At 61.8% G+C, this 25869-nt stretch carries 29 protein-coding genes and 1 riboswitch; of the genes, 14 read left to right on the top strand and 15 right to left on the bottom strand.

Features of this window, described 5'->3' with window-relative positions:
* Positions 1-4 precede the first annotated feature (4 nt).
* Complete coding sequence (locus HX898_RS01835) at positions 5-910, top strand: LysR family transcriptional regulator (RefSeq protein ID WP_180193831.1); 906 nt, start codon at positions 5-7, stop codon at positions 908-910.
* On the opposite strand, the gene HX898_RS01830 is transcribed toward HX898_RS01835, so the two are convergent.
* The 3 genes from HX898_RS01830 to HX898_RS01820 form a co-directional block, all read right to left on the bottom strand.
* Positions 873-2147 carry an MFS transporter gene (locus HX898_RS01830; RefSeq protein WP_138330641.1) on the bottom strand — a complete coding sequence of 425 codons (1275 nt, stop codon included), beginning with the start codon at positions 2145-2147 and terminating at the stop codon, positions 873-875. The genes HX898_RS01835 and HX898_RS01830 overlap by 38 nt on opposite strands.
* Complete coding sequence (locus HX898_RS01825) at positions 2144-2794, bottom strand: helix-turn-helix domain-containing protein (RefSeq protein WP_180193830.1); 651 nt, start codon at positions 2792-2794, stop codon at positions 2144-2146. The genes HX898_RS01830 and HX898_RS01825 overlap by 4 nt, the downstream gene beginning before the upstream one ends.
* Positions 2795-2878: 84 nt before the next feature.
* On the bottom strand, positions 2879-3985 hold the full coding sequence (locus tag HX898_RS01820; protein WP_180193829.1) for an adenylate/guanylate cyclase domain-containing protein: 1107 nt from the start codon (positions 3983-3985) through the stop codon (positions 2879-2881).
* Between the two features lie 215 nt (positions 3986-4200).
* Between HX898_RS01820 and HX898_RS01815 the strand changes: the two genes are divergently transcribed.
* Positions 4201-4425, top strand: a complete 225-nt coding sequence (locus HX898_RS01815; RefSeq protein ID WP_003541104.1) for a hypothetical protein — start codon at positions 4201-4203, stop codon at positions 4423-4425.
* Between the two features lie 115 nt (positions 4426-4540).
* Here the strand turns inward: HX898_RS01815 and HX898_RS01810 are convergent, their stop codons facing one another.
* Together HX898_RS01810 and HX898_RS01805 are read right to left on the bottom strand one after the other, a co-directional pair.
* On the bottom strand, positions 4541-4849 hold the full coding sequence (locus tag HX898_RS01810) for a hypothetical protein (protein ID WP_180193828.1): 309 nt from the start codon (positions 4847-4849) through the stop codon (positions 4541-4543).
* A gap of 185 nt (positions 4850-5034) precedes the next feature.
* A complete protein-coding gene (locus tag HX898_RS01805; RefSeq protein WP_138330637.1) occupies positions 5035-5481 on the bottom strand; it encodes an SRPBCC domain-containing protein in 447 nt (148 codons plus the stop codon).
* A gap of 246 nt (positions 5482-5727) precedes the next feature.
* Positions 5728-5870: riboswitch (FMN riboswitch) on the top strand.
* 78 nt (positions 5871-5948) lie between these two features.
* Between HX898_RS01805 and HX898_RS01800 the strand changes: the two genes are divergently transcribed.
* The 3 genes from HX898_RS01800 (at position 5949) to HX898_RS01790 (ending at position 7516) form a co-directional block, all read left to right on the top strand.
* On the top strand, positions 5949-6383 hold the full coding sequence (locus tag HX898_RS01800; RefSeq protein WP_062943356.1) for a 6,7-dimethyl-8-ribityllumazine synthase: 435 nt from the start codon (positions 5949-5951) through the stop codon (positions 6381-6383).
* A 252-nt stretch (positions 6384-6635) separates the two neighbouring features.
* Positions 6636-7325 carry a VOC family protein gene (locus HX898_RS01795; protein WP_180193827.1) on the top strand — a complete coding sequence of 230 codons (690 nt, stop codon included), beginning with the start codon at positions 6636-6638 and terminating at the stop codon, positions 7323-7325.
* Between the two features lie 26 nt (positions 7326-7351).
* The gene (locus HX898_RS01790) at positions 7352-7516 is read left to right on the top strand and encodes a hypothetical protein (protein ID WP_173883624.1); all 165 of its coding nucleotides are present in this window, start codon (positions 7352-7354) and stop codon (positions 7514-7516) included.
* Positions 7517-7587: 71 nt separating this feature from the next.
* Here HX898_RS01790 and HX898_RS01785 read toward each other — a convergent pair whose 3' ends face one another.
* Both HX898_RS01785 and HX898_RS01780 read right to left on the bottom strand, forming a co-directional pair.
* Positions 7588-8121 carry a cytochrome b/b6 domain-containing protein gene (locus HX898_RS01785; protein ID WP_180193826.1) on the bottom strand — a complete coding sequence of 178 codons (534 nt, stop codon included), beginning with the start codon at positions 8119-8121 and terminating at the stop codon, positions 7588-7590.
* Positions 8102-8578, bottom strand: coding sequence for a MarR family transcriptional regulator (locus HX898_RS01780; protein ID WP_138330634.1), 477 nt, complete (start codon positions 8576-8578; stop codon positions 8102-8104). The genes HX898_RS01785 and HX898_RS01780 overlap by 20 nt, the downstream gene beginning before the upstream one ends.
* Before the next feature lie 98 nt (positions 8579-8676).
* On the opposite strand from HX898_RS01780, the gene HX898_RS01775 reads away from it, so the two are divergent.
* Positions 8677-9045, top strand: coding sequence for an antibiotic biosynthesis monooxygenase family protein (locus HX898_RS01775; RefSeq protein WP_171376910.1), 369 nt, complete (start codon positions 8677-8679; stop codon positions 9043-9045).
* 124 nt (positions 9046-9169) lie between these two features.
* Here HX898_RS01775 and HX898_RS01770 read toward each other — a convergent pair whose 3' ends face one another.
* Complete coding sequence (locus HX898_RS01770) at positions 9170-10054, bottom strand: LysR family transcriptional regulator (protein WP_180193825.1); 885 nt, start codon at positions 10052-10054, stop codon at positions 9170-9172.
* A 123-nt stretch (positions 10055-10177) separates the two neighbouring features.
* Between HX898_RS01770 and ampC the strand changes: the two genes are divergently transcribed.
* Positions 10178-11335 (top strand): class C beta-lactamase, encoded by a 1158-nt coding sequence (ampC, locus tag HX898_RS01765; protein ID WP_180193824.1) that lies wholly within the window; start codon positions 10178-10180, stop codon positions 11333-11335.
* A 123-nt stretch (positions 11336-11458) separates the two neighbouring features.
* On the opposite strand, the gene HX898_RS01760 is transcribed toward ampC, so the two are convergent.
* Positions 11459-12235, bottom strand: coding sequence for a DUF1194 domain-containing protein (locus HX898_RS01760; protein ID WP_180193823.1), 777 nt, complete (start codon positions 12233-12235; stop codon positions 11459-11461).
* A 113-nt stretch (positions 12236-12348) separates the two neighbouring features.
* A complete protein-coding gene (locus tag HX898_RS01755) occupies positions 12349-13251 on the bottom strand; it encodes a LysR family transcriptional regulator (RefSeq protein ID WP_180193822.1) in 903 nt (300 codons plus the stop codon).
* A gap of 194 nt (positions 13252-13445) precedes the next feature.
* Here HX898_RS01755 and HX898_RS01750 point away from each other — a divergent pair, with 194 nt between their 5' ends.
* Together HX898_RS01750 and HX898_RS01745 are read left to right on the top strand one after the other, a co-directional pair.
* Positions 13446-14171 carry an SDR family oxidoreductase gene (locus HX898_RS01750; protein WP_180193821.1) on the top strand — a complete coding sequence of 242 codons (726 nt, stop codon included), beginning with the start codon at positions 13446-13448 and terminating at the stop codon, positions 14169-14171.
* A complete protein-coding gene (locus HX898_RS01745; RefSeq protein WP_138330627.1) occupies positions 14165-14653 on the top strand; it encodes a RidA family protein in 489 nt (162 codons plus the stop codon). Before HX898_RS01750 ends, HX898_RS01745 begins: the two co-directional genes overlap by 7 nt.
* Before the next feature lie 83 nt (positions 14654-14736).
* Here the strand turns inward: HX898_RS01745 and HX898_RS01740 are convergent, their stop codons facing one another.
* Positions 14737-15276, bottom strand: coding sequence for a Pycsar system effector family protein (locus HX898_RS01740; RefSeq protein WP_138330626.1), 540 nt, complete (start codon positions 15274-15276; stop codon positions 14737-14739).
* Positions 15277-15404: 128 nt separating this feature from the next.
* Between HX898_RS01740 and HX898_RS01735 the strand changes: the two genes are divergently transcribed.
* Positions 15405-19121: a FecR domain-containing protein gene (locus tag HX898_RS01735; RefSeq protein WP_180193820.1), complete on the top strand. Its 3717-nt coding sequence runs from the start codon at positions 15405-15407 to the stop codon at positions 19119-19121.
* A complete protein-coding gene (locus tag HX898_RS01730) occupies positions 19121-21091 on the top strand; it encodes an adenylate/guanylate cyclase domain-containing protein (protein ID WP_180193819.1) in 1971 nt (656 codons plus the stop codon). The genes HX898_RS01735 and HX898_RS01730 overlap by 1 nt, the downstream gene beginning before the upstream one ends.
* A 31-nt stretch (positions 21092-21122) precedes the next feature.
* Here the strand turns inward: HX898_RS01730 and HX898_RS01725 are convergent, their stop codons facing one another.
* The gene (locus HX898_RS01725) at positions 21123-21875 is read right to left on the bottom strand and encodes a nucleotidyltransferase domain-containing protein (RefSeq protein WP_180193818.1); all 753 of its coding nucleotides are present in this window, start codon (positions 21873-21875) and stop codon (positions 21123-21125) included.
* Positions 21876-22158: 283 nt separating this feature from the next.
* On the opposite strand from HX898_RS01725, the gene HX898_RS01720 reads away from it, so the two are divergent.
* Positions 22159-22854: a fumarylacetoacetate hydrolase family protein gene (locus HX898_RS01720; RefSeq protein WP_180193817.1), complete on the top strand. Its 696-nt coding sequence runs from the start codon at positions 22159-22161 to the stop codon at positions 22852-22854.
* A 10-nt stretch (positions 22855-22864) separates the two neighbouring features.
* Positions 22865-23395: a gamma carbonic anhydrase family protein gene (locus HX898_RS01715; RefSeq protein WP_180193816.1), complete on the top strand. Its 531-nt coding sequence runs from the start codon at positions 22865-22867 to the stop codon at positions 23393-23395.
* Positions 23396-23435: 40 nt separating this feature from the next.
* Here HX898_RS01715 and HX898_RS01710 read toward each other — a convergent pair whose 3' ends face one another.
* Positions 23436-24143 carry an isoprenylcysteine carboxylmethyltransferase family protein gene (locus HX898_RS01710; RefSeq protein ID WP_180193815.1) on the bottom strand — a complete coding sequence of 236 codons (708 nt, stop codon included), beginning with the start codon at positions 24141-24143 and terminating at the stop codon, positions 23436-23438.
* An 88-nt stretch (positions 24144-24231) separates the two neighbouring features.
* The gene (locus HX898_RS01705; RefSeq protein WP_032992435.1) at positions 24232-24633 is read right to left on the bottom strand and encodes a hypothetical protein; all 402 of its coding nucleotides are present in this window, start codon (positions 24631-24633) and stop codon (positions 24232-24234) included.
* 331 nt (positions 24634-24964) lie between these two features.
* Between HX898_RS01705 and HX898_RS01700 the strand changes: the two genes are divergently transcribed.
* A complete protein-coding gene (locus HX898_RS01700) occupies positions 24965-25336 on the top strand; it encodes a hypothetical protein (protein WP_171598379.1) in 372 nt (123 codons plus the stop codon).
* Positions 25337-25367: 31 nt separating this feature from the next.
* Here the strand turns inward: HX898_RS01700 and HX898_RS01695 are convergent, their stop codons facing one another.
* On the bottom strand, positions 25368-25766 hold the full coding sequence (locus tag HX898_RS01695; protein WP_180193814.1) for an ester cyclase: 399 nt from the start codon (positions 25764-25766) through the stop codon (positions 25368-25370).
* Positions 25767-25869: the final 103 nt, after the last annotated feature.

Raw genomic sequence — 25869 nt, 5'->3', positions numbered from 1 at the left:
CCTGATGCCGCGTACGAACCTGAACGATATTCTGATCTTCATGGCCGTCGTCGATGCCGGAAGCTTTATCGCCGGCGGCCAGGCCATGGGCCTCTCGCGTTCTGCGGCAGGCAAGGCTGTCATCCGCCTTGAAGACCGGCTCGGCGCGCGCCTGCTCAACCGCACGACGAGGACGTTGAGCCTGACCGACGAAGGCCGGATGTTTTACGAGCGCGGGCTGCAGATCCTTGTATCGGTCGACGAGGCGGAAGCGAGCGTGGCGGGGCAGAACAGCACGCCGCGAGGCGTTCTCCGGCTTGCCGTTCCCGATGCTTTCGGGCGGCTCGTCGTGCTGCCTTTGCTTGAAAAATATCTTCGGGCCTGGCCCGACATCCAGGTCGAAGTGAGCTTCACTGATCGCCTGGCCGACATTGTCGAGGAAGGCTTCGATCTGGCGATCCGGATCGGCGCGACGGCGACGGTGTCGGACACCCGCCTGGTCTCGCGCGTGATCGCCACCTACAAGGCGCGCCTCTGCGCCTCACCGTCCTACCTTGCCGAGCGCGGCGAGCCGCGCGATATCGACGATCTCGCGGTCCATGACTGCTTGATCTTCGCCGGCCGCAATCAAAGGCAGGGCTGGCGCTTTCGCGGGAAAGGCGGTTCCTGGATCAAGGCGCAAGGCCGCAGCCGCCTGAGGCTCGACAGCGGCGAGGCGATCCGCGACGCCGCCCTGGCGGGGCTGGGCATCGCGCTGCTACCCGATTTTCTCGTCACCGACGATCTCGCTGCCGGCCGCCTTCGGCAGATCCTGGCCGACCTCGAAACCGATGACGCAAAGATCGTCACGCTCTATCCCGACAAGCGCCTGCTGGAACCACGTGTCCGCCGCTTCATCGACCTGATGGTTGAGGAGCTTGGCCACGGCTAGAGCTGGACGCTTCAGGCGAGGCCCTGTCAAACCCGCGAAAGCTCTTCAGCGCAAGCGGCGCAAGCGTTGCCGCGAGATAGGCAATCCCCATCAGGAACAGCGCCGCAGCAAGGCCGAGCCCGCTGATCAGCGCGCCGCCGGCGAGGCCGCCGAAGGGGATGAGGGCGAAGCAGAGGGCTGTGTTCAATGCGGTGACGCGGCCAGTCAGCGGCTTGGGGATGCGCTCGAAGATGACCGCCGACAGGATCGGGTTGAGGAAGCCCGACGCGAATCCTGCGATGGCGAGCGTCGCAAAGACGAGGCCGATGGGCGCGTCCAGCGCCGGAACGAGAAAGCGCGGAAAGCCGGTCAGGAGGAAGGCCACCGTATAGACCATCAGTCGCGGCATGCGCTCGCCGATCGCCGCGGCAATCGCCGCGCCTGCGATCGAGGCGCCGGCGAAGGCGGCGAACATTGCACCGAGCAGCTCCGGGCCATGGCCGGCATCCCGTGTCCAGACCGGCAGCAGCACGGCATGATAGGCCTGGTCGAAGAGATTGGTGACCGCCACCATAGCGACGATGCTGACGAGCACGGCATCGCCGCGCAGAAAGCGCCAGCCTTCGCGTAGATCCTCGAGATAGGACGCCCGTTCGACCGGTCGAGTTTCGGGCGCAGGCGCGCGTCGCGTCCCGGGTATGCCCGCGGCAACGATCAGCGCAGCGGCGGCGAAGGTGGCGGCATTGACGAGCAGCGCCTGGCCCGGGCCGATCAGCCCGATCAAAGCGCCGGCGCCGGCCGCGCCCGCCGTCGAGGCCAGCCGCTCGATGGCGCTCGCAACGCCGGTCACTCGTTCGAGCGGTACATTGGCGAGTGTGGCGATATCGGGAACCATCGCCTGCTTGGCCGCATCGGAGGGGCCGCGCAGCACGCCCATGGCAAAGACGAGCGGCAGCAGCACCGGCATGCCAAGCATGCCGAAGAGATCGAGAAGCGGCACCAGAGCGACCACGAGCACCGAAGCCGTGTCGCAGATGATGGCGATGCTCTTGGCGCCGGCGCGGTCGATCAGCGGTCCGCCGAGCGCCTTGGCGATGACATAGGGCAGCATCTCCATCATTGCCGTCAGGCCTGTCAGCACCGGGCTGCCAGTCGTGCTCAGCACCAGCCAGGGAATAGCGATGGTCGAAAGCCGCGTGCCGGAGAGCGAGAATGTCTCGGCAGCCGCGAGCGCCAGGAACGGCCCGCCCCGTCTCACGGCTTATCCTCCCCTTCGCGATGCGGAACGCGGCCCGGATAGGGAAAGGCGTGCAACATGACATAGAAGGGAACCATGCCGGATTCCTGCGACGCCGCCTCCCCGAGCGGCGGGGCCGCCCGCATCGCCTCCAGGATGATGTCGCTCAGCCGTTTCGTCAGGGCCTCGGCCTGTGCCGCCGTCATCGGGATTATGATGTCGTCGGCAGCCGTCGCCTTGCGCCATTCAGCCGGCAGCTCAGCATATTCCTCCAGCGCCTGCTGCATCTGGCCGACCTGCAGCGAGAGTGCAGCCTGGTTGAAGGCGATGTCGAGATCGAGCGCTTCACCCTCGGCCTCGCTTGCCGGCACCGAGGTGAGCTGGTGGCTGGCGCGCCACCAGCGGTCGCGCCGTGAAGCATGCGGCGCTTCCTCGATGAAACCGTATTGGGCAAGCTGGCGCAGGTGATAGCTGGTCGCGCCGCTGTTTAAGCCCAGCCGCACTGCCAGCTGCGTCGCCGTGGCAGGCCCATCGATCCTGAGCATGCCGAGCATGCTCAGCCGGACAGGATGCGTCAGCGCTTTCAGCGCGGTCGGATCGGGCACGACCCGGCTGAGGGTGCGGGGTGCGGTGACTGAGTGGGCAGGCTGCGGGCGCGGATTTTTCATGCCGGCAGCCTACTATTGCAAACATATCTTTGCAAAGATTTCTTTGCATAAACGAAGGCCGCTCACGGCACCCAGCCTTGCGGCTCAATTCTCCGGCAAGGTGAAGACCGCGCAAGGCTGGGCAATGCCTCGCAACCTGTGCTCTCCGAGCGGCATCAGGGCCGTCGCCGTATTCGCTGCAACCGCGCCCGAGATCAGCACGCTTCGGCCGAGCGGTTTGCAGAGCCCTTCCAGCCGGCTGACGAGATTGACGGCGGGGCCGATGGCGGTAAAGTCCAGCCGGTCGGCTGCGCCGATATTGCCCCACAGGATCTCGCCGAAATGCAGCGCCGCGCCGAAGGGCAGCGGCGCCAGCCCCTGCGACTGGCGTATCTGGTCGAGATGGACCATGCCGGCACGGCTGGCAGCAACCGCCCTGAGGGCTGCCTCGCAGGCTTCTCGGTCTCCGTGGCTTATCCTTCCCGCGTCGTCGGAAGCGCCCGTGACCGGAAAGATCGCCAGCACGCCGTCGCCCATGAATTTCAGCACCTCGCCGCTGAAGGCGTGCACCGCGCCTGCGACGCGGTCGAACCATGCGTTGAGCGTCGCGATCATCGCGTGCGGCTCCGTCACCTCCGAAAGCGCGGTGAAATCGCGCAGATCTGCGCAGAGAAGAGCAGCGCGTATGGTCTCGCCGGTGCCGCGGGCAAGCTCGCCGGCCTGCACCCGGGCGGCACTACGGCGGCCGAGATAGGCTTCGAGCAGGGCTGCCCGCGCCTCCCGCGCCGCGAGCGCTGCGAGCGGTGCGGCGGCAAAACGCGCGACCTCGCGCAGCCGGTCTGCTTCCGCCGGAGCGAATGCGCCGGCCCCTGCCCGTTTGTCGATACCCGCCCAGCCGAGCATGGGACTATCCTGCGAAGGCCCTATTCGCTCCTCCCATACCGGCCCGAGCGCGGTCAGCCAGTCGTGCCCGGCCTCGCTCTGCGGAGTCGCGGCAAAGGCCAGCGCCTCGATGACAGCACCGGTCTCGGCCCGCCACAGCCAGGTGCGCCGCGCAATGATCGGATGCGGCACCGAAAGCGTCAGTGTGCCGCCGGAAAGCGGCAGGCCGTCGGCCAGCAGCCGGCGCCCGAGTTCGGCCAGAAACCGCTCGGGCCTGGGCGAGGCTCCGGCCTCGTCAACCAGCCAGGCAAGGGGAGACGGCAGATCCATCGCTTAACATCGCACGCCCACGTGGACGTCCGCAAGGACATCCCCAGGTGATCGTGGGGACGTTTCCAGCGACTTAGCCTGTCGCCCGCAAAGGCCGTCCGCATCGCCTGTCGAAAACCATTCGGCGCGGTGGAAAACAAAAAATAAACACTTTAAACTTGCGCGACTTTGATTCCATTATAGGGTCGTTCGTCATCGTGTGATTGAGGGGTACGATGGGCACGATATTCTGGCCGAAAGATCCGTTGGATGGGAATGACATGACGCTGCTGACGTCGATCCTTCGGCGATGGTGCGAAAGATATCAGGTCGAGCTGACGGCAGAGGAGAGCAGCCGCAAGGCGAAGGAACTCGTCGAATGGTTCGAATTCGGCGTCAAGGATCCCGTCGAACTCGAGGAGCTGATCGACGACAAGTACTGGCTCGTCAGCAGGATCTGACCGTATTGGACAAATCGGGAGGACGCTGCCGGTCAGCGTCGGCGAACCTGTTTCATCAGAAAAGGCCGGGCGAAAATCGCTCCGGCCCTTGTCCATCTACATCTAAGCGAGACCCTTAATCATCATCCCGCCAACGGCGGTCGCGATCCCAACGCCGCTCATGGCGCCAGCGCGGACCATCCCAATCCCGGTGACGCCGCTCCCAGCCCCAGCGGGGCGGGCCACCGTAGAAAGCGACCGGCGGCGGGCGGCGCCAGTTTCGCCGGCATTCGCCCCAGCGCGTCAGATGCCAGCCGCGACCGCACGCGTAGTCGACCGTTGTGATATTGCTCTGAACATTGATTGTCCCAATCGGCATCGCCTGCGCCGTGCCGAACGAGAGGCTGCCAGCGAGCAAGGCAGCCGCGATAGAAAGTGCCTTCATCGAGAACTCCATTTCAATCCAGCCGTCCACAGCTTATGACCGCCAAATTGAACTGGAGATGAACTGCGCGTTCATGTTTGCGGGAGAAAAAGAAGCGCTTCCGCACGGCCGGTCTGAGCGCTCGCTGACCACTGTTGTCGCAACGGCAAGGGCTTCAGAGCCGCTCCGCCGCCGCCAAAAATTGTTCATGTCCTGCCGTAAAAAGGATCGGGACCCGGATCACCCCCGGCGGCGACCTCGGTCAGCCGCCCGAGATAATGTGCCCAACCCTCCGCATGGCCGGCGCATTGCTCGGCGCTCGGCAGGCCGCTATGGGTGAGCCGCAGCAGCGTTCCGCCTCCCTGCTCGATCAGATCGATCTCGACCAGGCTCGACCCCGGCGGCACCACCTCGCTGCCGTCCCAGCCGAAGCTGTAGGCAAGGCGATGAACCGGCACCACCTCACGAAACGAGCCACGCGCAAAGCGGGCGCCGGTAACATTGACGAGATAGAGCCCGCCGGGCTGCGGCTCGACCTGCGCCTCCGTTCCCATCCAGCGCAGGATCTTTTCCGGGTCGGTCATCAACGCGAACACCGCGGCCGGCGGCGCCGCGATATGCGTCTCGCGGCGGACGACGATGGGGTCTTGCATCTCTCTCTCCCATGGTTGCCACGGCCCTGCCCGCCGCGGATAGAGACGGCGCATCCCGTCCTGCCGTGCTATTCTGACGTGAATGTCCTCAATGGGAGCATGTAGGCGCGAGCCCATCCTCCGCAAGAGGGCTTGCCCGTCGCGATCGACGAACAAGCGAAACCGCCGCGTCTGGAGGCCTGATCCTGCATTGGCCTCGAAGCATTTCGACCTATTGCCAGCCGGTCACCTTCCCCCTATTGTCCGCGCCGTTCTCAGGGCGGGGTGCAAGTCCCTACCGGCGGTATGCAATTTAGATTGCGAGCCCGCGAGCGCCTTCTTCGGAAGGGTCAGCAGATCAGGTGAGATGCCTGAGCCGACGGTCATAGTCCGGATGAAAGAGAACGTGCGTTCCTGCCGCCCTTGCGGCTGTCGGGGACGTTCGTGATCGCCTTGGGTGATGTGTCTGTTCGCCAAAGGAGATTACCATGACACCCACCCGCTATGCCTTCGTCAAAGCCAGCTGGCACGCCGACATCGTCGACCGCGCCCTTGATGGCTTCCATCAGCTTATTCCGCCCGAGCAGGTCGACGTGTTCGATGTTCCCGGCGCATTCGAGATGCCGCTGCTGTCACGCGATCTTGCGGCAACCGGACGCTATGCCGCGGTCGTTGCCGCCGCCTTCGTCGTCGACGGCGGAATCTACCGCCACGAATTCGTCGCCCAGGCCGTCGTCGATGGGCTGATGCGCGCCGGCATGGATACCGGTGTGCCGGTGCTGTCGGTTTCGCTGACGCCGCATCAGTATCAGGAAACCGAGCACCATAAGCAGATCTACCGCGCACATTTCGTCGAGAAAGGCCGCGAGGCAGCAAAGGCGGCTCTGACGATCGGCAAAACCCGCGCCGCTCTCGCTGCGTGAAAGCGGCTCGACGAGCAGAACAACAACAGCCGATGAAGACGGCGGGCCAATCCCGCTGTCGACCACTCAGATCGACATGACCTTGCCAACCCCCGCGGATCGGGAGCGGCGCGCCTAGCGTCGCCGCGGAATCCGCCAATACCGGTCAAATCAGACAGAATAATTGATTCGACGGCCTCACCGCGCCGTGGTCAACTTCGGTCGTCACGCGTCAGCAATTCTCAAGGCATCCAAAACCCCAAGGAGCTTAAGATGAGCAATGCACTGCGCAGCGAAACCCCCATGCAGACCCCGAAAACACATCCCGTCGACACCAAGCTCGAGGTCGTGGTCATCCCCGTTTCCGATGTCGACCGCGCCAAGCGCTTTTACGACGGCCTGGGTTGGCGGCTCGACGCCGACTTCGCCAATGATGCCGATTTTCGGGTGATCCAGTTTACGCCGCCGGGCTCCGGCTGCGCGATCATCTTCGGCAAGAACGTCACGGCCGCCGCCCCCGGTTCCGCCCAGGGGCTCTATCTTATCGTCTCCGACATCGAGGCCGCCCGCCGCGATCTCATCGCCCGCGGCGTCGAGGTCAGCGAAGTGTTCCATGACGCGGCCGGCGTCTATGCCGGCAAGGACGAACCCTATCTGTTCGGGCGGCTCCGCATTGCCGGCCGCGATCCCGATCACCGCAGCTACCGTTCTTTCGCCTCCTTCAAGGATCCCGATGGCAACGGCTGGCTGTTCCAGGAAGTCACCACGCGCCTGCCAGGACGCATCGACGCCGACGGGACGACATTCACCAACTCAACCGATCTCGCGTCAGCCATGCGCCGTGCGGCGACCGCGCACGGTGAACACGAGAAGCGAAACGGCGGCAAACACGACGAGAACTGGCCGGACTGGTACGCCGAATACATGGTCAGCGAACAGGCCGGCAAGCAGCTGCCCTTATAGGCAAGGGCGGCGGCATCACGCAGACGGTGACATTTGAGAAGCGTCTCGGCGGCAACGGCGCGGCGCTTCATCGCGCCTTCTTGGTGCACAGCGGTCACCATACCGTCGAGCCGGTCCCGCTGATCGTCGATCGTCGAATTGGGCGTGGCACTGGCCAGCTCGTTGCCGGCGTGGCGATCTGCGTCTCCTGAGTCAGGCCCGAACGCGGCCGCCTGACAGATCTTCGAGAAGCCAAACATTTGACATCGAACGCGGCGGGATCTCAGCCGCCATACCACATCCGCCGCAGCAGGTGATCGCCGCGGACAAACTGGTGATAGAGCGCGGCACCGGCATGGAAGACCAGCAGGCCGACAAGCAGGAAGGCGCCGAACCCATGCGGGCCACGCGGCGGATAGGCGGTGAAATCAGGCAGCGTGGCGCCGGCTGCCTCGAAGATGGCGGGAGCAGCGCCACTGAGGATCATCATCCCGATGCCGCTGGCGACCATGCCGAGAATGAAAATGTAGAAGGCGACGTGAACAAAGCCCGCAAGGCGCTCCTGCCAGCGAGGCGATGCCGGCACCGGCGCAGGCTTGCGATCGAAACGCCACCACCAGACAATGCGAAGAGCCGTTAGAAGCAGGATGACGATCGCCATCGGAATGTGGAAACGCAACAGCCCGGCCTTGGTCGCGGCGTCCATGGCGTTGGCAGCCCGGAAGCCGGAGCCGAGCAGCGCCAGGATCAGAACCGCACTCAGCCAGTGGATCGAGACCGCTATTGCGCCATAGCGATCAGGCCTGCTCTTCAACATCTCCATGTCCTTCCAGTTTGCTGCGGAGCGCCTTCATGACGGCATGCGTGGTTTTGAGATCCTCGACCTGAAGCCCTTCCGAGAGCATGTCGACCCACGGGGCCTGCAGGCGCATGGCGGTTTCATATGCCTGGTTTCCCTTGTCCGTCAGCACGACGAGTTGTGCCCGTCGGTGGTGCGGGTTGGGTTGGAACGCGAGAAGCCCCTCCTTCTCCAGATCGTTGACGATACGCTGAACGTTCTGGCGGTTGGCGCCCATGTCGCGCGCCAGCCACGCGACCGGCTGCGGCCGGCCTGCCGTGGCGACGGTGCCGAGGACATGCCAGCGGGCGCTGGTCAGGCCGAGCCCGTCGACGAGCTTGTCGCCCGCGTTGATCATCCGGTTGTTGAGCCGGAAGAGATCCAGAATGAGGTCGGTCAAAGCTGTTCCGGCCGGGGTCCGTTGGGGTTCGTGCATTTGTCACCATATAGCTATATTGACATCATAGTGTCAAATTGAATATGTATCCGTATTACCAGATTGACATCATGTAACCAATTCAGATGGAGTCGACCATGTCACTCATGCGCCCGATGGACCCTGCCTTCCCGATCGATCGCCAAATCGCGATCGATGCCTCCGCGATCGTCCTCATCAACCTCTTCACGCTCGACAAGGCCGACGAGCAGGCCTTCCTTGATGCCTGGCAGGCCGATGCGGCCTTCATGAAACGGCAGCCTGGCTTCATCTCGACCCAGATGCATCGCGCCATCGGCGAAAGTCCTGCTTATCTCAATTATGCCGTCTGGGAATCGACCGCCGACTTCCGGGCGGCTTTCTCGCATCCGGAGTTTCGGGCGAAGCTCTCGGACTATCCGTCCTCGGCGGTCGCCTCCCCGCATCTCTTCCAGAAGGTCGCCGTGCCGGGCATCTGTGTGGCGTAAGCAAAGCGGCGGTGGTGGAGCATGACGGAGGAGTTCCCTTGACCAACGGGCTGAAGGGCAGGAACCCTGACGGCCAAGTCCTTGAGCGTCGGGTTGATCTCAGCCTCCGGCTCGCCGGAAGCTGTCATTGCGATGCGGAAGACATCTGCGACATCATCCAATTGGAAAATGCGAGCATGGCTGCTGTTGGCGGCCTTGATTGCAGTCGGGTCAGCCAATAGCTTCCCAGCGATATGGTCGTGGGAAAAGGTTGTCTTATAGACCCCGAGGATAGATGTCTGGAAAACATCGACGGCGGCGCCAAAGCAATACCCAGTCCTTGCAGGGCGGCCTCCATCATCGCGAGGGAAGAGTCGAAGACGATACCGGCGTTTATTTGTGACGCCGGCGGGACGTTCGCTGCCGCAAACCACGTGCTCCATTCGTCCGCCCTATAGCTCCGCAAAAGCGTCGCCTCGACCAGGTCTGCAGGCGACCTTAAACGCTCCGCCAATTTGGGCGTGCACAGAGGAGAGAGCGGAGCGTCGAACAGACGTAGCGCCTCTGTGCCGTGCCAGGAACCGCTGCCGAAGCGAATGGCAAAGTCTAGTCCCTCGGCCGCCATATCGACGCGATTATTGTTTGTCGAAACGCGCACATCGATGAACGGATGCTGCTGTTGAAAATCCGAAAGCCTTGGCAACAACCAACCGACGGCAAACGTCCCGACCACACCCAGGAACAGCAATTCCCGAACCTGCCCGGCTTCAATCCGGTTCAGCGTGATCGCCATCTGATCGAAGGAATTGGTCAAGGTCGGCAAAAGAGCTTCGCCTTCTGCAGTAATTTTCAAACCTCTTGGGAGACGCTGAAAAAGGGCAGCCCCCAATCGTTTCTCCAGGCTTTTGACTTGCTGGCTTACAGCGGCCTGGGTAACGCAAAGCTCGATCGCGGCCCGGGTGAAGCTGAGATGTCTTGCCGATGCTTCGAAGGCCCTCAAGCCATTTAAAGGGAGGAATTGCCGAACCATCTTAGCCCTAGATTTTCTTGGATCTCCTCCGAGATATCATCGTTTGCTGCCGCAAAACAGTGCCATTAAATGCCGTCCTCATGCGCCTTTGCGCTGATGAAGCTGCTTTTAGAGGATGAAGAAATGACGCGTGATTGGATAGGAATTCTATCGGCCGCATTGGTCTCGACATGCATTTCCACAAGTGGCTTTGCGGCTGACGAGCTGAAACTAAAAGCCATCTCGGACGCCGCGATAAAACCAATCATGGATAAATACGGCATTCCGGGCATTGCCGTTGCCATCACCGCTGACGGACAGAACCACATCTTCAACTACGGCGTCGAGTCGAAGGACACTGACAGGCCCGTCACCCCGGCGACCATGTTCGAACTGGGATCGATCAGCAAAACCTTTACAGTCACCCTCACCTCCTACGCGGACGTGACCGGCCGACTTTCGCTGTCGGACAAGGCAAGCAAATATCTTCCGTCGATGAAAGGAAAGCCGTTCGGCGATGTCGTGCTGATGGATTTGGGCACCCATACGGCTGGTGGATTTCCGCTGCAATTTCCCGACGAAGTCAAAACCGAAAAGCAGCTGATGGAATATCTCGCAACCTGGAAACCATCATTTGCCGCCGGAACGCGCCGAACATACGCCAATCCAAGCATCGGCGCGCTCGGATATATAACGGCAAAAAGCATGGGCAAAGACTTCGCAGCTCTTATGGAAGACCAATTGTTTCCCTCCCTTGGATTGAAAAGCACGTTTATTGATGTGCCGAAATCGCGGATGGTCGACTATGCCCAAGGCTACAAGCGAAGCGGTGAGCCGGCTCGGATGACACCTGCCATTCTTTCGTCCGAGGCCTACGGAGTGAAATCCACCGCAAGCGACATGATCCGGTTCATCGACGCGAACATGGGTTTGGTCGAGCTGGACGAGAAGCTGCAGCAGGCGATCACGAACACGCACAAGGGATATTTCGATGTCGGCGCGATGACCCAAGACCTTATTTGGGAACAGTATTCCTATCCCGCGACATTGACGACGTTGATGGACAACAATTCCAGCGCGATGCTCAAGACCATTCCCGTCAAGCAACTGATGCCCGCAATGAAACCGGGTGACGATGTGTGGATCAATAAAACCGGTTCCACGAATGGTTTCGGCGCATATGTCGCGTTCATCCCGAAAGAGCGAGTTGGTATCGTCATTCTGGCCAACAAAAACTATCCCAACGAGGACCGCGTCTCCGCCGCTTACCAGATACTGACTGATATAATTTCGGCGCGCTGACCCGGTAGAGCATGATGCCGAAAAGTGTGCGCGGTTTTCGGACGACATCATGCTCTAACTATGTAATTCAGAGCAGGATTGAGATTTTAGGCCGACCCGGCCTAAAATCATCCTGTTCTGGCATCAGCGATCGAAGATATCCCGCCATTGCTTCTCCCCGATCAGGCAGTCGGTGCCCGTCTCGGCGCCGGCTGTTTTCTGCACCGTCGCCGCCGGGGAAATGCCGCTGATCTCCAGCACCAGCTTGCGGCGCACGGCAACGGCGAAATCCTCTATTTTGCGGACCGGCAGCACAAAGGCGCCGGGACCGCCGATCACGCAATCCGCATAATATTTGTCGAGCCCGTTGGGCGCATCGGATGGCCGCAGCATGATGGCGAGGCCATTGATGATCATGCCGGCTTCCACCGCCTTGTCGCGGGCGGGAGTGACGGGATTGCCGGAATTGTTCGGCCCATCGCCGGAGACATCGATCACCTGCCGCCTGGATTGAAAGGGACTGGAAACGATCATGCTGGCGCCTTGGGCGATCGCGGTGGAGATCGATGTGCGCCGCTGCGTGGCAATCGGCCGGGCTTCGAGTTTATCTGCAAAAGCAATCGCATCCTCTTCCGTCTCGATCACCTGCCAGTCGATGACGGAATCCTGGACGACATAGCCTGCCCATTCGAAATAGCTGATGGCGATGCGGCCGGTCAGCCCGCCCTTGACCGCGTCGATGAATTCCCTGTGCTTGAGCGCTTCGACATAACCCTCGCGCTGGATGCCGATCTCCTCGAAGTCCATCGACCGCGAGGTATCGACGGCAAGCACGAGGGTCACATCGACCTCGCTTCCCCCCGCCTGCGCGATGGGGACGAGGCCGGAAAGACCCATAAGCACCGCAAGTGTCGTCAGCATTGGCAATCCAATCCCTGCGCCATCCAAGCCAGCGAACTCTAACACAGCTTGGCCGAGGGAGGACGCTCGCCCAGGCGCACGGCTTCAATTTTCGGTGATGGAATCGGAAGCCTTCAATGCAAGGGAAGCCACAAGGGGGTCTTCCATGCTTTCAGCGCCTCGAGAAAGACCTGCAATCGGGAGGGCAGGAAGCGGCGCGTGGGATAGACGGCGTGCACGAAAATTTCCTCGGACGACCAGTCCGGCAGCAGACGGACGAGTTCGCCTCTTCTGATCTGCTCGTCGCAATATGTCGAAGGCAGCAGGCCAATGCCGTGTCCGCGATAGGTGAAGGCGCTCACCGCGTCGAAATCCCGGCTCGATACCGACCCCGACACATGCAGGCGAACCGATTTGCGATGGCTCACGAGATGCCATTCCGCCTCGCCGTTGCGGCCGTTCAAGAGCACGCACTGATGGTCCTTCAGCTCTTCCGGCTTTGAGGGAAGCGCCCTGCCCTTCAGATAGTCCGGCGCGGCAACCAGATAACGCACGCTCTTTCCGAGCCGCTGCGCCACGATGGAGGAATCCTTAAGTTCGCCGAAGCGGATGGCGAGATCGACATTCTCAGCGATCAGATCGAGAAACAGGTTGGTGACGAAGAGATCGATCTGGATATCGGGATAGGTCTTCAGGAAGGATGAGATGAATTCGTAGAACACCTCCTGCCCGAAGATGACAGGCACGGAGATCTTCAGCAGACCTTCCGGTTTTCTCTGTGTCTCGGTGAGCGCCTGCTCGGCGTCGAGGAGATGGGCGAGCGGTTCGCTGCACCTGTCGTAATAGGCCCGGCCCTGCGCGGTCAGGCTCAGCTTGCGGGTCGTCCGCTGCATAAGCGTCACGCCGAGCTGCTCCTCCAGCGACGTCACCTTCCGGCTGACGGTCGATACCGGCATGCCGAGGGAATGGGCAGCGCGGCTGAAGCTGCCATACTGCGCCACCTTTACGAAAACGGCGATGTCGTTCAGATCGGCCATGCACTGATTTTTGCATGGATGCAAAAGAGAATCCAGATATTTCCATCTAATCGCGTAATGGAGTTTTCGCCATATTCACCTTGCGAAAACAACCACAACCGGATGGAGGCGCATTCGCAGCAGCCCCATCTCGAGCGACCCCGCCTTTGCAGCCGCAAGGCCCGCGTTGCCCGAACCAGATTATGGAGATCAGCATGACTACGAGAAAAACAGTCATCGTCACGGGCGCCTCCCAGGGTATCGGAGCCGGCCTCGTCAATGCCTTCGTCGAGCGCGGCTACAATGTCGTCGCCACCTCGCGCCAGGTCAGTACCTCAGATGCTTTTGAGGCCTCGGACAGGCTGGCGCTCGTCGATGGCGACATCGGCGATGCTGAAACCGCAGCGCGGGTGGCAAGGACCGCAATCGATCGCTTCGGCTCGATCGACGCGCTCGTCAACAATGCCGGCATTTTTCTAGCCAAGCCGTTCGTCGAGTTTACGATGGCCGACTTCCAGAAATTGTCCTCGACCAATCTCGAAGGTTTCATCCACCTGACCCAACAGGTCGTCAGGCAGATGCTCGTGCAGAAAACGGGCGGTAGCGTCGTCAGCATCACCACCCCATTGACCGATCATCCGATCGCCGGTTTCTCCGCCTCAGTCTCAATGATGACAAAGGGCGGCATCAACGCCATCTCCAAGAACCTGGCGATGGAATATGCGAACGAGAAAATTCGCTTCAATATCGTCGCTCCCGGTGTGGTGGACACGCCGTTGCACAAGGACAATCCAAAGGACTTCCTGAGCACGCTGTCGCCGATGGCAGGCATTTCCAACGTCGAGGAGATCGCCGATGCCGTCGTCTTCCTCACCGAAGCTCCGCGCATAACCGGGGAGGTGCTTCACGTCGACGGCGGCGCACATCTGGGCAAATGGTAGACCATGCAAAAGCTGAGGCAGCCGGCGCGGAACGGCGGCTGCAGGACCTCGGCATCGCCCTTCCCCCACCGCCGACGCCCTTGGGCGCGTATGTCGAGGCGGTCAGAACCGGCAAGCTGGTCTTCTTCAGCGGTATGCTGCCGGTCGTCGACCGCAAGCCCCGCTATATCGGCCGCGTCGGCGGCGCGCTGACGGTCGAAGACGGCAGGAAGGCCGCCGAGACAGCGACCCTTAGCGCCCTTGCGGGAGCCAGAGAATATCTCGGTTCGCTGGACAGGGTGGCGAAGGTCGTCAAGCTCGGCGTCTACATCGCCACCGAAGGCGATTTTCGCGACCACCCAAAGGTCGCCGACGGGGCATCCGAAATGCTGCTTGCAGTCTTCGGCGAAGACAAGCTCTCCGGCCGAATCGTCCTCGGCGTGTCCAGCCTGCCGTTAGGCGTGCCGATCGAGCTCGAGCTCGTTCTCGAAATAGAAGATTGAACGGGCGGGCGCGCCCTCGGCGCGCCCCGCATTCTTGGCCGCGCCTGCGCTCAGCGCATTTGCTGGCTTCGCCGCTTACTCCCTCACACGGCAATCAACAGCAGCACATAGGCGATCACGCTTACCATCAGCCCACGAAACGCGAAGGTGACGCAGCGGTATTTGTTGCGGGCGATAGCCGATAGAATGTTGGCGTTTTCGAGATACTGGTCGAAGAGGTAGCGCTCGTCACGGCGAAGGGCTGCCTCGAAGAACATATCGCGATGATCGGGCCAGGCGCCCCAGAATAGCGAGGTCGAGGTGCCGAGACGCCGCGGCAGCACAACAAGAATCGCCGACAGGATCGAGAAGACCGAGGCTGTCGCAAGCAGGCCTGAGAACAGCATGCTGCCCGGCGTGCCGCCGGTGTAACGCGTCAGGCTGAACACGGCCCTCACTTCGCTGGAGCTCACCAGAAAGGCGAGCATGAAAGTAAAAATATAGGCAGCCTTTTGGTCGGATATCTTGATCTGATCATAAAATATGTCATTGATTTTCTTGATATGATCGAAATACTCAGTGCTGACGTCGCCGCTCGACGGCTTGCTCAGCATAACCTCAGGTGCACTTTCAAATTCGCTCACGTGAATACTCCGCCATCAAGTGTTTCCCTGATATTACACTTGACGACGAAAGCAAGAACACGTGTGCAACATGCTTGACTTTTTCACTCTACACGGACAAAGGGAGAGCGGGGTATGGGGTCGAGGACATGCGGGGTTATTTCAGTAACATCTGTCGCGTCGGGATGGCGCTGGCGTTTGCCGTGCCCGGTTTCGGGCTGCCGGCGGCGGCCGACCCCGTGCAGCGCGCAACCCCCGTCGCCGGTTCCGTCATCGCCCGCAAGACCGGCGAAGAAGTCCGCTTCATCGACGTGTCGAACTGGCGTGTCGTCGACATCAATCAGGATCTGCTGACCGGCGACGTGCTGCGCACCAACGCCAACGGCCAGCTCGCCATCGTCTTTTCCGATCACACCCAGGTTCGCCTCGGCCGTAATTCCTCGCTGCAGGTCAAGAAGATGGCCGCAAGCGGCGACACGACGCTGGAGCTGCAATCGGGAACGATCTGGGCGCGCGCCGAGCGCGGCGGCCAGGGCCTGACGGTGGAAACACCTGCGGCCGCAGCCGCCATCCGCGGCACCGACTGGACCATGACGGTCGAGGGCAACAAGACTTCGATGATTGTGCTCGAAGGCCGCGTGGCGCTCAGCAACCCGCAGGGCAGCGTCGAGGTGAACGAGGGCGAAGGGGCGGTGGCGACCATCGGCCAGGCGCCGAGCAAGATCATCAGCGTCAATCCTGACGACCGCGAACAGATGCTCTTCTATCTGGACCTGCGCGACGGCTTCGACCTGATGCCGACTTCGCCGCTACGGGCCGACCGCATGGCGACCGAACGCCGTCGCCTGCTGGCCCTGCCGCCGGAGCGCCGCACCACCGAAGACTGGCTGGAACTCGCCGAAGTGCAGAGCGCCTTCGATGGACGCCAGGCTGCAACCGCAACGCTGCAGAATATCCGCGGCCGCAAACTGACGGCAGCCCAGCAGGCGCGCGTCAATTTGATCGACGCCACCATCGCCGGCTCCGAAAAGCGTTATGGCGATGCCGCCAAGCTCTTCCAGAAGGCCCTGCCGCATCTCGACCCGACACGCCGCAACATGGCCCAATATGGCGGCTATTTCGCCCGTTCGCTGGCCGACCCCGCCCATGCCGAACAGCCGCCGGCCAACACCACCGGCCCCTATGGCGCGATCATGGAGGCCTATACGACAGGCTTCCTAAAAAACCCGCGCGCAGCGCTCGAGATCATCAAGAAAGCGGAACAGCGCTATCCCGATGATCCGACCCTGCCGGCGGTCCGCGCCCAGTTGGCGGAGCTCACCGACGACCGTGAGCAGATGAAGGAAGCGATAGAACGCTCGCTGTCGCTCGACCCCGATCATCCGATGGCGCTCTCCGCCCGTGCAGGCTACAAGGCAAGCTATGAAAGCGATATCAACGGCGCACTCGCGGACCTGAACCGCGCCATCGCGCTTGCCCCCGGCGCATCAGGCACGCTGAATTCGCTCGGCCTGCTGCAAAGTTCGCGGGATGCCAATGGCGAAGCGGAAAAGGCCTTCAAGAAGGCGATCGAGCTCGATCCGCAGGACCCGCTGCTGCACGCCAACCTTGCGATCCTCTATCTCGATCAGGCGCGCATGAAGGAAGCCAAGCGCGAAATCGACACCGCGATCGCGCTTGATCCGTCCTTCGATCATGCTCTGCTTGCCCGCGGACGCTACTACCTGCAGTCCGGCGAGCGCGACAAGGCGCTGCAAGATCTGCTTGCCGCCAGCACCGCCAATCCCGCGCATTCGCAGTCGCAGTTCATGCTCGCAGCCGCCCATTACGAAAAAGGCGACCGGCTTCCGTCCGAACAGGCGCTCGAAAATGCCAACCGCCTCGACGATGACGATCCGGTCATCTCGTCCTTCCGCACCGCTATCGATATCGACGATTACGATTCTGATGGCGCGATCCGCAACGCGCAGGAATTCCTGCGCCGCTCGCGCGCCCGCGGCGGCGATTACAGCGGCCTCGGCGCCAATGCGAGCGCCGGTTCGACTCTGAACGACGCCTTCCGCCTGCAAGGATTGGATGCCTGGGGCCGCTATTACGGCGATGCCGTCTTCGATCCTTTCAACGGCACCGGTTATATCGATCAGTCGATCAAGGGCAGCATCTTTCCTTTCGTCAACGCGACCAGCTTCAGCGACGACAATATCATCCAAAACCGCGGCAACGCGTCGAGCTACTCATCCTTCATCCAGGGCCTGTTGCTTTCGCCGCACATGCTTTCCGGCCGCTCGCGCTCGGTAACGCTGTTCGATGTGCCCTTCATCGAAGGCTCGCTCGGCGGCGGCATCAACAGCGTCGACGGCCATACGAGGCGCATCGGCGAAGCCGATATCCAAGGCTATTCGAACGAGACCATTCCGATCAGCTTCTATGGCAACCTGACTTGGGAAGAGCTGGCGCTCGACCGCGACTATCGGGATTTCGGCGGTGTCCAGACGGATAACAAGCTGCTGAGTGCCAACGGTTATCTGACGGCAACGGTCACGCCAGATGATCGCGTGGTAGCCTTCGTCAACCACGGGAGGAATGACGGAACTCTAAACGCGTTATCGTCAAACACCGGGTTCATGGAACTCCTGTTCCGTGTGCCTATCCCGCTGCCTCTCTACACAACAGAGGAGACTGTACGAGAAAGCACATATGCCGGCATCGGCTGGAGCCACACGTTTGCCTATGAAAACGTGTTGAATGGAGCACTGCTTTATTCAGGAAGCAAATCGAATACGAGCAGCGTGCTTGATGTCGACCTGGACCCAGTGTTTATCGGCAGAGGGGTTCCCTTCATCATTCCCTTTACCAACGTCACTCAGGAGACCGAATCTCAAACCTATATCGGCGCTTTGAGCCATTCCATAGGTGCCGGACCTTTGACCTTTCGCTACGGCATCGAAGGCGGCTGGTTGGATGCCAGCAGCACGGTCGATGCGACGCTCCTAGGCTTGACAGCTCCTACCGATCGTACCGAGAACACCATCGATATCGGCCGCGGCTATATCGATGTGCTGCATGAGATCACGCCGGACCTCAAGGGCGAATACGCCTTGTTCGCCACGCGCCTGGAGGGCGACGGCATCGATATCAGCCGGCTGGAGCCGCGCTTCGGCCTCGCCTGGGCGCCGGTTCAAAACCACTGGCTGCGTGCTGCCTTCATGCGTCAAAGCTTTGATATTGGGATTCCGACCCTTGCTCCCATCGGCATCCTCGGGCTGCAAGCCAACCAGTTTTCCGCCAATCCGCGGGGCTACACGGATACGGTCGCCCTGCAGTGGGATGCCGAATGGACCGATCGATTCTTCACCTCGGTCGAGTATCAGCACCAGGAACTGCATGATTTCTCGATCGATTTTCCGATGATCTCGCTTCCGTCGGATACGAGCCTGCCGATCTCGCGCGGCAGCATCGATCGCGCTGCCGTCACAGCAAACGTCGCGCTCGGCCATGGTTTCGGCCTTTCGGCTACCTATGCCTATATGGATTCGGAAAACAGGGATCCGCTTGAGCCGATCTATGGAGGCCCTCTTCCCTTCATACCGCAGAATTCCGGGCAGATTGCGCTGACCTGGGTCAACGAAGCCAAGGTAAAGGCGACGGTCGCCGCCAACTATATCGGCGAGCGCGACGGCGATCGGTTTGGCACCAAGCTCGACGACTACTGGAGCCTTGACGCCCATCTGGTCTGGGAGCCGTTCGACAAGCGCATCGAGCTGGAGGCGGCCGCCTATAACCTGCTCGACGAGGACTTCGAGATCACCCCTGGTGTGCCCGGCTGGGGCCGCGCCTTCAAGGGCACGCTCAAAGTCCGCTTCTGATGCGGGTGCGGGAGAAACCTCGGCAGGCCAGGCAGATCAGGAGCCGCCATCTCAGGCTGCTGGTGCTGTCTCTGACGACGCTGATCACCATCTCGCTGCTGTCGCGCCTGCCCGCCTGGTCACTTCTGGAGCTCCGAAGCTTCGACTATCTCTCGACCGTCGACGATCCCCGTCCGCCACCCGGCGGCCCCGTCATCGTCGCGATCGACGAACCCTCGCTTGCCGATATCAACGCGCAATGGCCCTGGCCGCGCAGCCTGCATGCCCAGCTCGTCACCCAGCTGCGCGCCGCCGGCGCCCGCGTCATTGGCCTCGACATCATCCTGGCCGAACCCTCGACCCCAGAGAACGACAACGCGATCACCGGCGCTGTCGGCCCGGATGTCATCCTTGCCGGCGACGAGACGTTGATCGAGACGCCGCAGGCCTCGCAACTGATCCGTGCGACACCGCTGCCGCAGCTGACCGAGGCAGGTGCCGTGACTGGCATCGCCTCCGTCGAACTCAGCGGCGACGGCACCTTCCGGCGCATTCCGGGCTATGAGGACGGCTTTGCCGCCATGCTGGCCAAGGTCGCCGGCGTGGCCCCCGAGACTTTGCCCGCCGGCCGGCTCATCCAGTCCTTCGGCCCGGCCCGCAGCTATCCCACCGTCTCCTACTACCAGGCGCTCGACCCGAAGAACCTGCTGCCGCCGGATTATTTCAAGGACCGTGTCGTGCTGGTCGGCCTCAGCCTGCAGAATGCGCCGGCGATCGACAAGGGTGGCGTCGATGCCTTTGCGACGCCCTACACCGTTCATACCGGCAAGCTCGTCTCCGGCGTCGAGATCCAGGCGACGATCTACGACAATATCCGCAGCGGCCTGTCGATCGCGGAAGCCCGGCTGCCGACGGTCGCTGCCTGCATCCTGATATCGGTGCTGCTGGCAGCCACCACCGTCTGGCGCTCGACGGGATGGCTGACGATCGTGACCAGCGCGGCGGCCCTCCTTGCCTTCGCCGCCGTCGGTGCCGCCGGTATGCGGCTAGCCCATATCTTCGTCTCGCCGCTTGGCCCGACGGTCGCCTATATCTCTGTCGTCTTCGGCCAGGCCGCCTTCGATTTTGCCGAGGAGCGCCGCAACAAGCGCCAAATCACCCGCGCCTTTGCCCAATATATCTCGCCCGATCTCGTCAAGCGCCTGTCGAGCGATCCCTCGCAGCTGAAGCTCGGCGGCGAGCGGCGCACCCTCTCGGTGCTTTTCTCAGACGTACGCGGCTTCACCACCATCGCCGAGACGCTGAAGGACGACCCAGAGCAGCTGACCGGCCTGATCAACCGCTTGCTGACGCCGCTTTCCGACGTGGTGATGGACCATGGCGGGACGATCGACAAATATATGGGCGATTGCATCATGGCCTTCTGGAACGCGCCGCTCGACGATCCCGATCATGCCCTGCACGCCGTCGAAGCCTCGCTTGCCATGCAGGCGGCGATATCGAGCCTCAACCGCGAGCTGGAGCGAGAGGCGGCGATGCGCGGCGACAGGCCGCATGTGTTGAAGATGGGCGTCGGCATCAACACCGGCGAATGCATCGTCGGCAATATGGGCTCGACCCGCCGCTTCGACTATTCCTGCCTCGGCGACAGCGTCAACCTCGCCTCGCGCCTCGAAGGCGCCTCGAAGAATTATGGCGTGGCACTGCTGCTCGGCGAGGAGACAGCAAGGCTGGTCGCCGGCACCTATATCGTCGTCGAGCTCGACCGCATCATCGTCAAGGGCCGCACCGTGCCCTCGCCTGTCTATACCGTCGTGCATGATGCCGACGCCGAAGCCCTTGCCGCCCATGGGGCCTTCCTCGAGGCGAAATACGCCGGCACGCTTGCGCCATCCAACCCCGCCTTCGACAGGCTGGCCGCCGATATCCCCGAGCTTGCCGGCTATTACGCGATCGTCCGCGAGGCGCTGGTCGAGTCCGGCGAGGAATGACCGAGCAGAATGCAGGCAACGTAAATCGATACTATTCCAGACGGCGCGCTTCCAGCGGTGCGTTCTGCCTGTACCCCTCGAAATAGCGGCCGCCATGTAGGGCAAGCTCCCGATCGGCCAAAACCAGAAATCGTGCACCGTCACCCGCTGCCGCCAGACTGAACGCCGCGTCGAACTCGGCTGCCAGTTGCGCATCGAGCTTCTTCATGAGGCGCGGCGCCCATTTTCCGCGGCCGGTCCATGCACCGCGTCCGAGCAGAATCAGGTCGGCCAGCTTCTGGTAGAGCAGCGCGGCGATGGCGGCGATCTCTTCGGGCGGGCGGGTACCGCGCAGATCATCGGCCAAATCGGTGACCTGGTAGCGCAGCATGTCGTAGTCTGCCCCGGCAAGAGGTTTCGGTCCTGCCGCCAGCATACTTGCCGCCTTTGCCTGGATGACACCTGCGCTGTCGATATCCGGTCCCAAAATGCTGCTTGCCGCCACCATGTTGACCATGATGGGATAGCCGCTGTCTGCGTCCTGATGAAGGTAGTGCGCCAGCGTCTGTGGATCGTGGACGAAGGCCTCGACCGGGAAACCATCCGCGGTGAACGACTCCCGCCAGGCTCTGTCGAGCGACGGGAATACGACGACCAGATCGATATCCGAAAAGACGGTGCCTTCGCCGCGCATGATGGAGCCGGCGACATAGGCGAAAGCGGCCCCGGCATAGCGGCTGGCGATGCAGTGGCGGGCGACGGCCAGCGCCCGCTCCGCAAGAAGATATTTCTGGATATCGTCCACGATCTCGTCCTCGAATACGGGAAACGAGCGGGAACAAAAAACCCGCTCGTTTCCGGCGGGTTGGTCTTAGCAGCAATGAACGGAATTCAGTTCACGCGTCTACCACCCACCGCGATGCGGTGGTCGTAGACGTCGTCGAAGCTGCAAAAGTCCTGCTCATGGCGGTAACGCTACCGCTGGATAGTGATAGCGTCAATGCGCCGGCCAAGGAAGCTTCCCCGACGCGCCGATTTCCGTCTAAGATGACCCGCAAAGCAAGACTCGAAACAGGAAGAACCCACCAATGCCCCATCCCGCCACCGTCATTCCGCGTCCAGCACCGGTACTGCTGCCGGTGGACGGCAGCGCCGAGCGTTTTCCGGTGCGCCGCGTCTATTGCGTCGGGCGCAACTATGCCGACCATGCGATCGAGATGGGCCATGATCCCAGTCGCGAGCCGCCCTTCTTCTTCCAGAAGAATGCCGACAACCTGCTGCCGGCGGGCAAGGCCTTTCCCTATCCGTCGCTGTCATCAGACGTGCATTACGAGGTCGAATGCGTGCTGGCGCTGAAATCAGGCGGCGCAAACATTGAGGCAGCGGACGCGCTCGACTGCGTCTACGGTTACGCCGTCGGCATCGATTTCACCCGCCGCGACCTCCAGGGCGAGGCAAAGAAGCTTGGCCGTCCCTGGGAGGTCGGCAAGGCCTTCGAACATTCCGCCCCTATCTCGCCGATCGTTCCGGCAAGCCGCCTCGGCCACCCCGCTGGAGGCAAGATCTGGCTGGAACAGAACGGCAAGCGTGTGCAGGACGGCGATCTCAACCAGATGATCTGGAAAGTGCCGGAGATCATCGCCGAACTGTCGAAGCTCTTCACTCTTGCAGCCGGCGATATCATCATGACCGGCACGCCCGCCGGCGTCGGCGCGGTGGCCAGGGGCGATCGCATCAATTGCGGCATCGACGGCGTCGCCACCCTATCGGTCGAGGTCGTCTGAGGAGGAAGCCATGCCCGTCTACGCGCTTGGCGGATCGACGCCGAAACTGCCCGCCGCCGGCCTCTATTGGATCGCCCCGGATGCCAACATCATCGGCCAGATCGAGCTTGGCGAGAATGTCGGCATCTGGTTCGGCGCCGTGCTGCGCGGCGACAACGAGCCGATCGACGTCGGCGAAGGCACCAACATCCAGGAAGGCGTGATGGCCCATACGGACATGGGCTTCCCGCTGACGATCGGCAAAGGCTGCACCATCGGCCACCATGCCATCCTTCACGGCTGCACCATCGGCAACAACACGCTGATCGGCATGGGCGCGACCATCCTCAACGGTGCGAAGATCGGTAACAACTGCCTCGTCGGCGCCAATGCGCTGGTGACCGAAGGCAAGGAATTCCCCGACAACTCCCTGATCGTCGGAGCACCTGCCCGCGCAGTGCGCGTGCTCGACGAGGCGGCAATCGAAGCCATCCGTCGCTCGGCCGAAAACTACGTCGCCAACTGGCAACGCTTCGCCCGCGATCTAAGGCAGATCGGGTGATTGGGTAACGCGGGGGCGGGTGGCGAAGCACCCTCTCCGCTCACCAGACTCCCGGAATCAAGCGCCAGCGCACACGCGCCATATACTCCGCATAGCCTTCGAGGCCCTTGCGCAGTTCGGCTTCCTCGCCGAGCGTGCGGCCGAAGAGGACGACGACGAGCAGGCCGGCGGGGATCAGCGCGTAGAGCGATCCAAGCGACAGCGCCATGCCGGCGCTGAGCACGATGGCGGTTGCGTATCCGGGATGGCGGATTACGGCGTAGGGTCCGGTGTCGATCACCTTGTGGTCGCGGTCGGTCTGAATGCGCACCGTCGGCTCGAAATGCCGGTTGACCGATTGCGCCCAGGTCAAGCCGAGATAACCTGATGTCATCAGGAGATAGCCGATAAACACGACCCAATCGGGCTGCGGTGCCCAGTGGAAACGTCCGTCGTCGAATGCGCCGACCGGAAGAATGGCGGCAAAGAGAATGATCGTCAGCGTCGCCACCACGGCGTCCCAGGATTTGGTACCTTTCTGGTATCGGCTGCGCGCCGCAAACAGCTCCGGATTCGTCCGCCAGATCCAGATGATTGCGACAGCAGTCAGCACAAGGAACAGGCCGAGAAAAATCCACCCGCGCGGCCAGTCGAGCGTACCCGCCGGCCAGAACAGCGCTACAAACATGACGGCAATGGTGATGGCGAGCGATCCGAGCGATGGCGCCGCGGCGAATGAGTGACCGGGCCGAATGTCCCGCTGCGCCATGATCGCTCTCCGTTCCATTACAGCGCCGCGCGTCCTTTTAGACGCGCAGAAGGACGCTGCACATGGCGGATTTCATTGAAAAATCGCCTTACTCGGCGGCTTCGAGAAACTGGCTGTTTCGTGAAGAGGAGGCAAGAGCCTGAACCCTGGCTTCCGCCTTGGCGATCAGCTGATAGAATTCGTCCTGCGCTTCGACATCCAGCTGAATGACGGCATTGACGTCGTCGGGCGTATCGCAAACGCAGGCGACCGCAGAAATGGGACAGATACCGCCGGGATAACGTCTGCCGGTGCCCGTATAGGCGCGACGTCCCCAACGCTCGGAATAGACCGTCTCTTCCCGCTCAAGCTGCAGGATCGTTCCCTTGCAGGCAGTCACGATAGCCGCCTTGCCGTAGGCGAACCAGTGATAGTTCAGCCTCCGGAGAATATATTTGCCGGTGATATCTTCGCCAGCCAGTTCGGCAGGGTTTTCAATCATTCTAATCATGACGGCTTCCTCAACGTTTAAACAATATCCGTCATGTCTTCGCGCGCAGCAAGTCAAAAAACGCTGCTTTTGGAGACACTTAGTCACAAAGTGTTTCCGATTCTTACATTAACCACGCGCCGAGCACCCCCTTGTGCACACAATTCTTCGTCGAATTTCCCGCAACCTGCTACCGATTTCGTCATTGTCCGAGGTGGCAGTCACGTCAGTGTCCCCTTGTGTTTTTCGGCGCGGGCTCGATATGTCCCCCTAATTGGTCCGAACACCGCGCCGTTTTTCATCCCACGAAACGGCCGGCTGTTTCGCCAGTTGGTCACCGCAGGAGAATTTCATGGTCGACGCGATCAACCCCATCTCCGCCACCGCCGCGTCCGAACCCACCAAGGTCGGCACCAGCACCTCGATCGGCTCCGAACCAGACAATGCCTGGGTCGCCGCCCGCCAGTCGCAGATCACCGCCGATCAGCTGGCAGCGAAGAAGGCCGTGGAGAAGGAAGCCGCAAGCGGCCTCATCCCGCACGCGGATCTGATCGTCAACGACGAGGAGCATCCGCAAAAGCGGCACGGGCATGCGGCATCGGACGACGGGGAAGAGGCCGGCGAACAGGCGGAACAGCCGGTCTTGTCAGGCGAAAGCGATCGGATCGGCACCCGGAATTTCGACGACGATACGCCCTTCGGCGAGCGCGTCGCCATCATCTGATCGAAACGCAGACCGGAAACCGTCCGCGCGGTCAATTCGAGCCCGCAAGCTGGGCTTCGATCGCCGCCTTATCGATGACCGACCAGACCTCGACGATCTTGCCGCTGCGAAATTCGTAGATGACGTTCTCGGTGAAGGAAAGGCGCCTGCCGTTCACATCGAGGCCGAGGAATTTTGCCTTCGGCCTGCAATCGAAGCCGAGCCTGCAGGCGATGTATGGCGGATCGCAAAGCAGCATCAGCACCTTGAAATAGAGATCGGGAATCTCATCGAAGTCCCGCTCGAGCATGGCGACGTAACCCGGCAGCCCGAGCCGCCGGCCGTTATGAACTGCATCGTCGCCGACAAACTGCCCGAGATTGGCCCAGTCCTGCCTGTTCAGGCAGGCGATGTAGCCGCGGTATATGTCCGCGAGTTCTGTTTTCGTCACGCGATAGCCCCTGGCTTGGATTCTCAGGCAAAGATAGCGGAATGCAATATCGTAAGAACTGGAAGAAGCCGAAGAAAAGGCGGAACAACCAAATCGGCACCCA

It is taken from the genome of Rhizobium sp. WYCCWR 11128 (assembly GCF_013416305.1).
Taxonomy (GTDB): Bacteria; Pseudomonadota; Alphaproteobacteria; order Rhizobiales; family Rhizobiaceae; genus Rhizobium; species Rhizobium indicum.
Note: the sequence above shows the minus strand (reverse complement) of the source record. Positions and strands in the feature narration are given on the sequence as shown.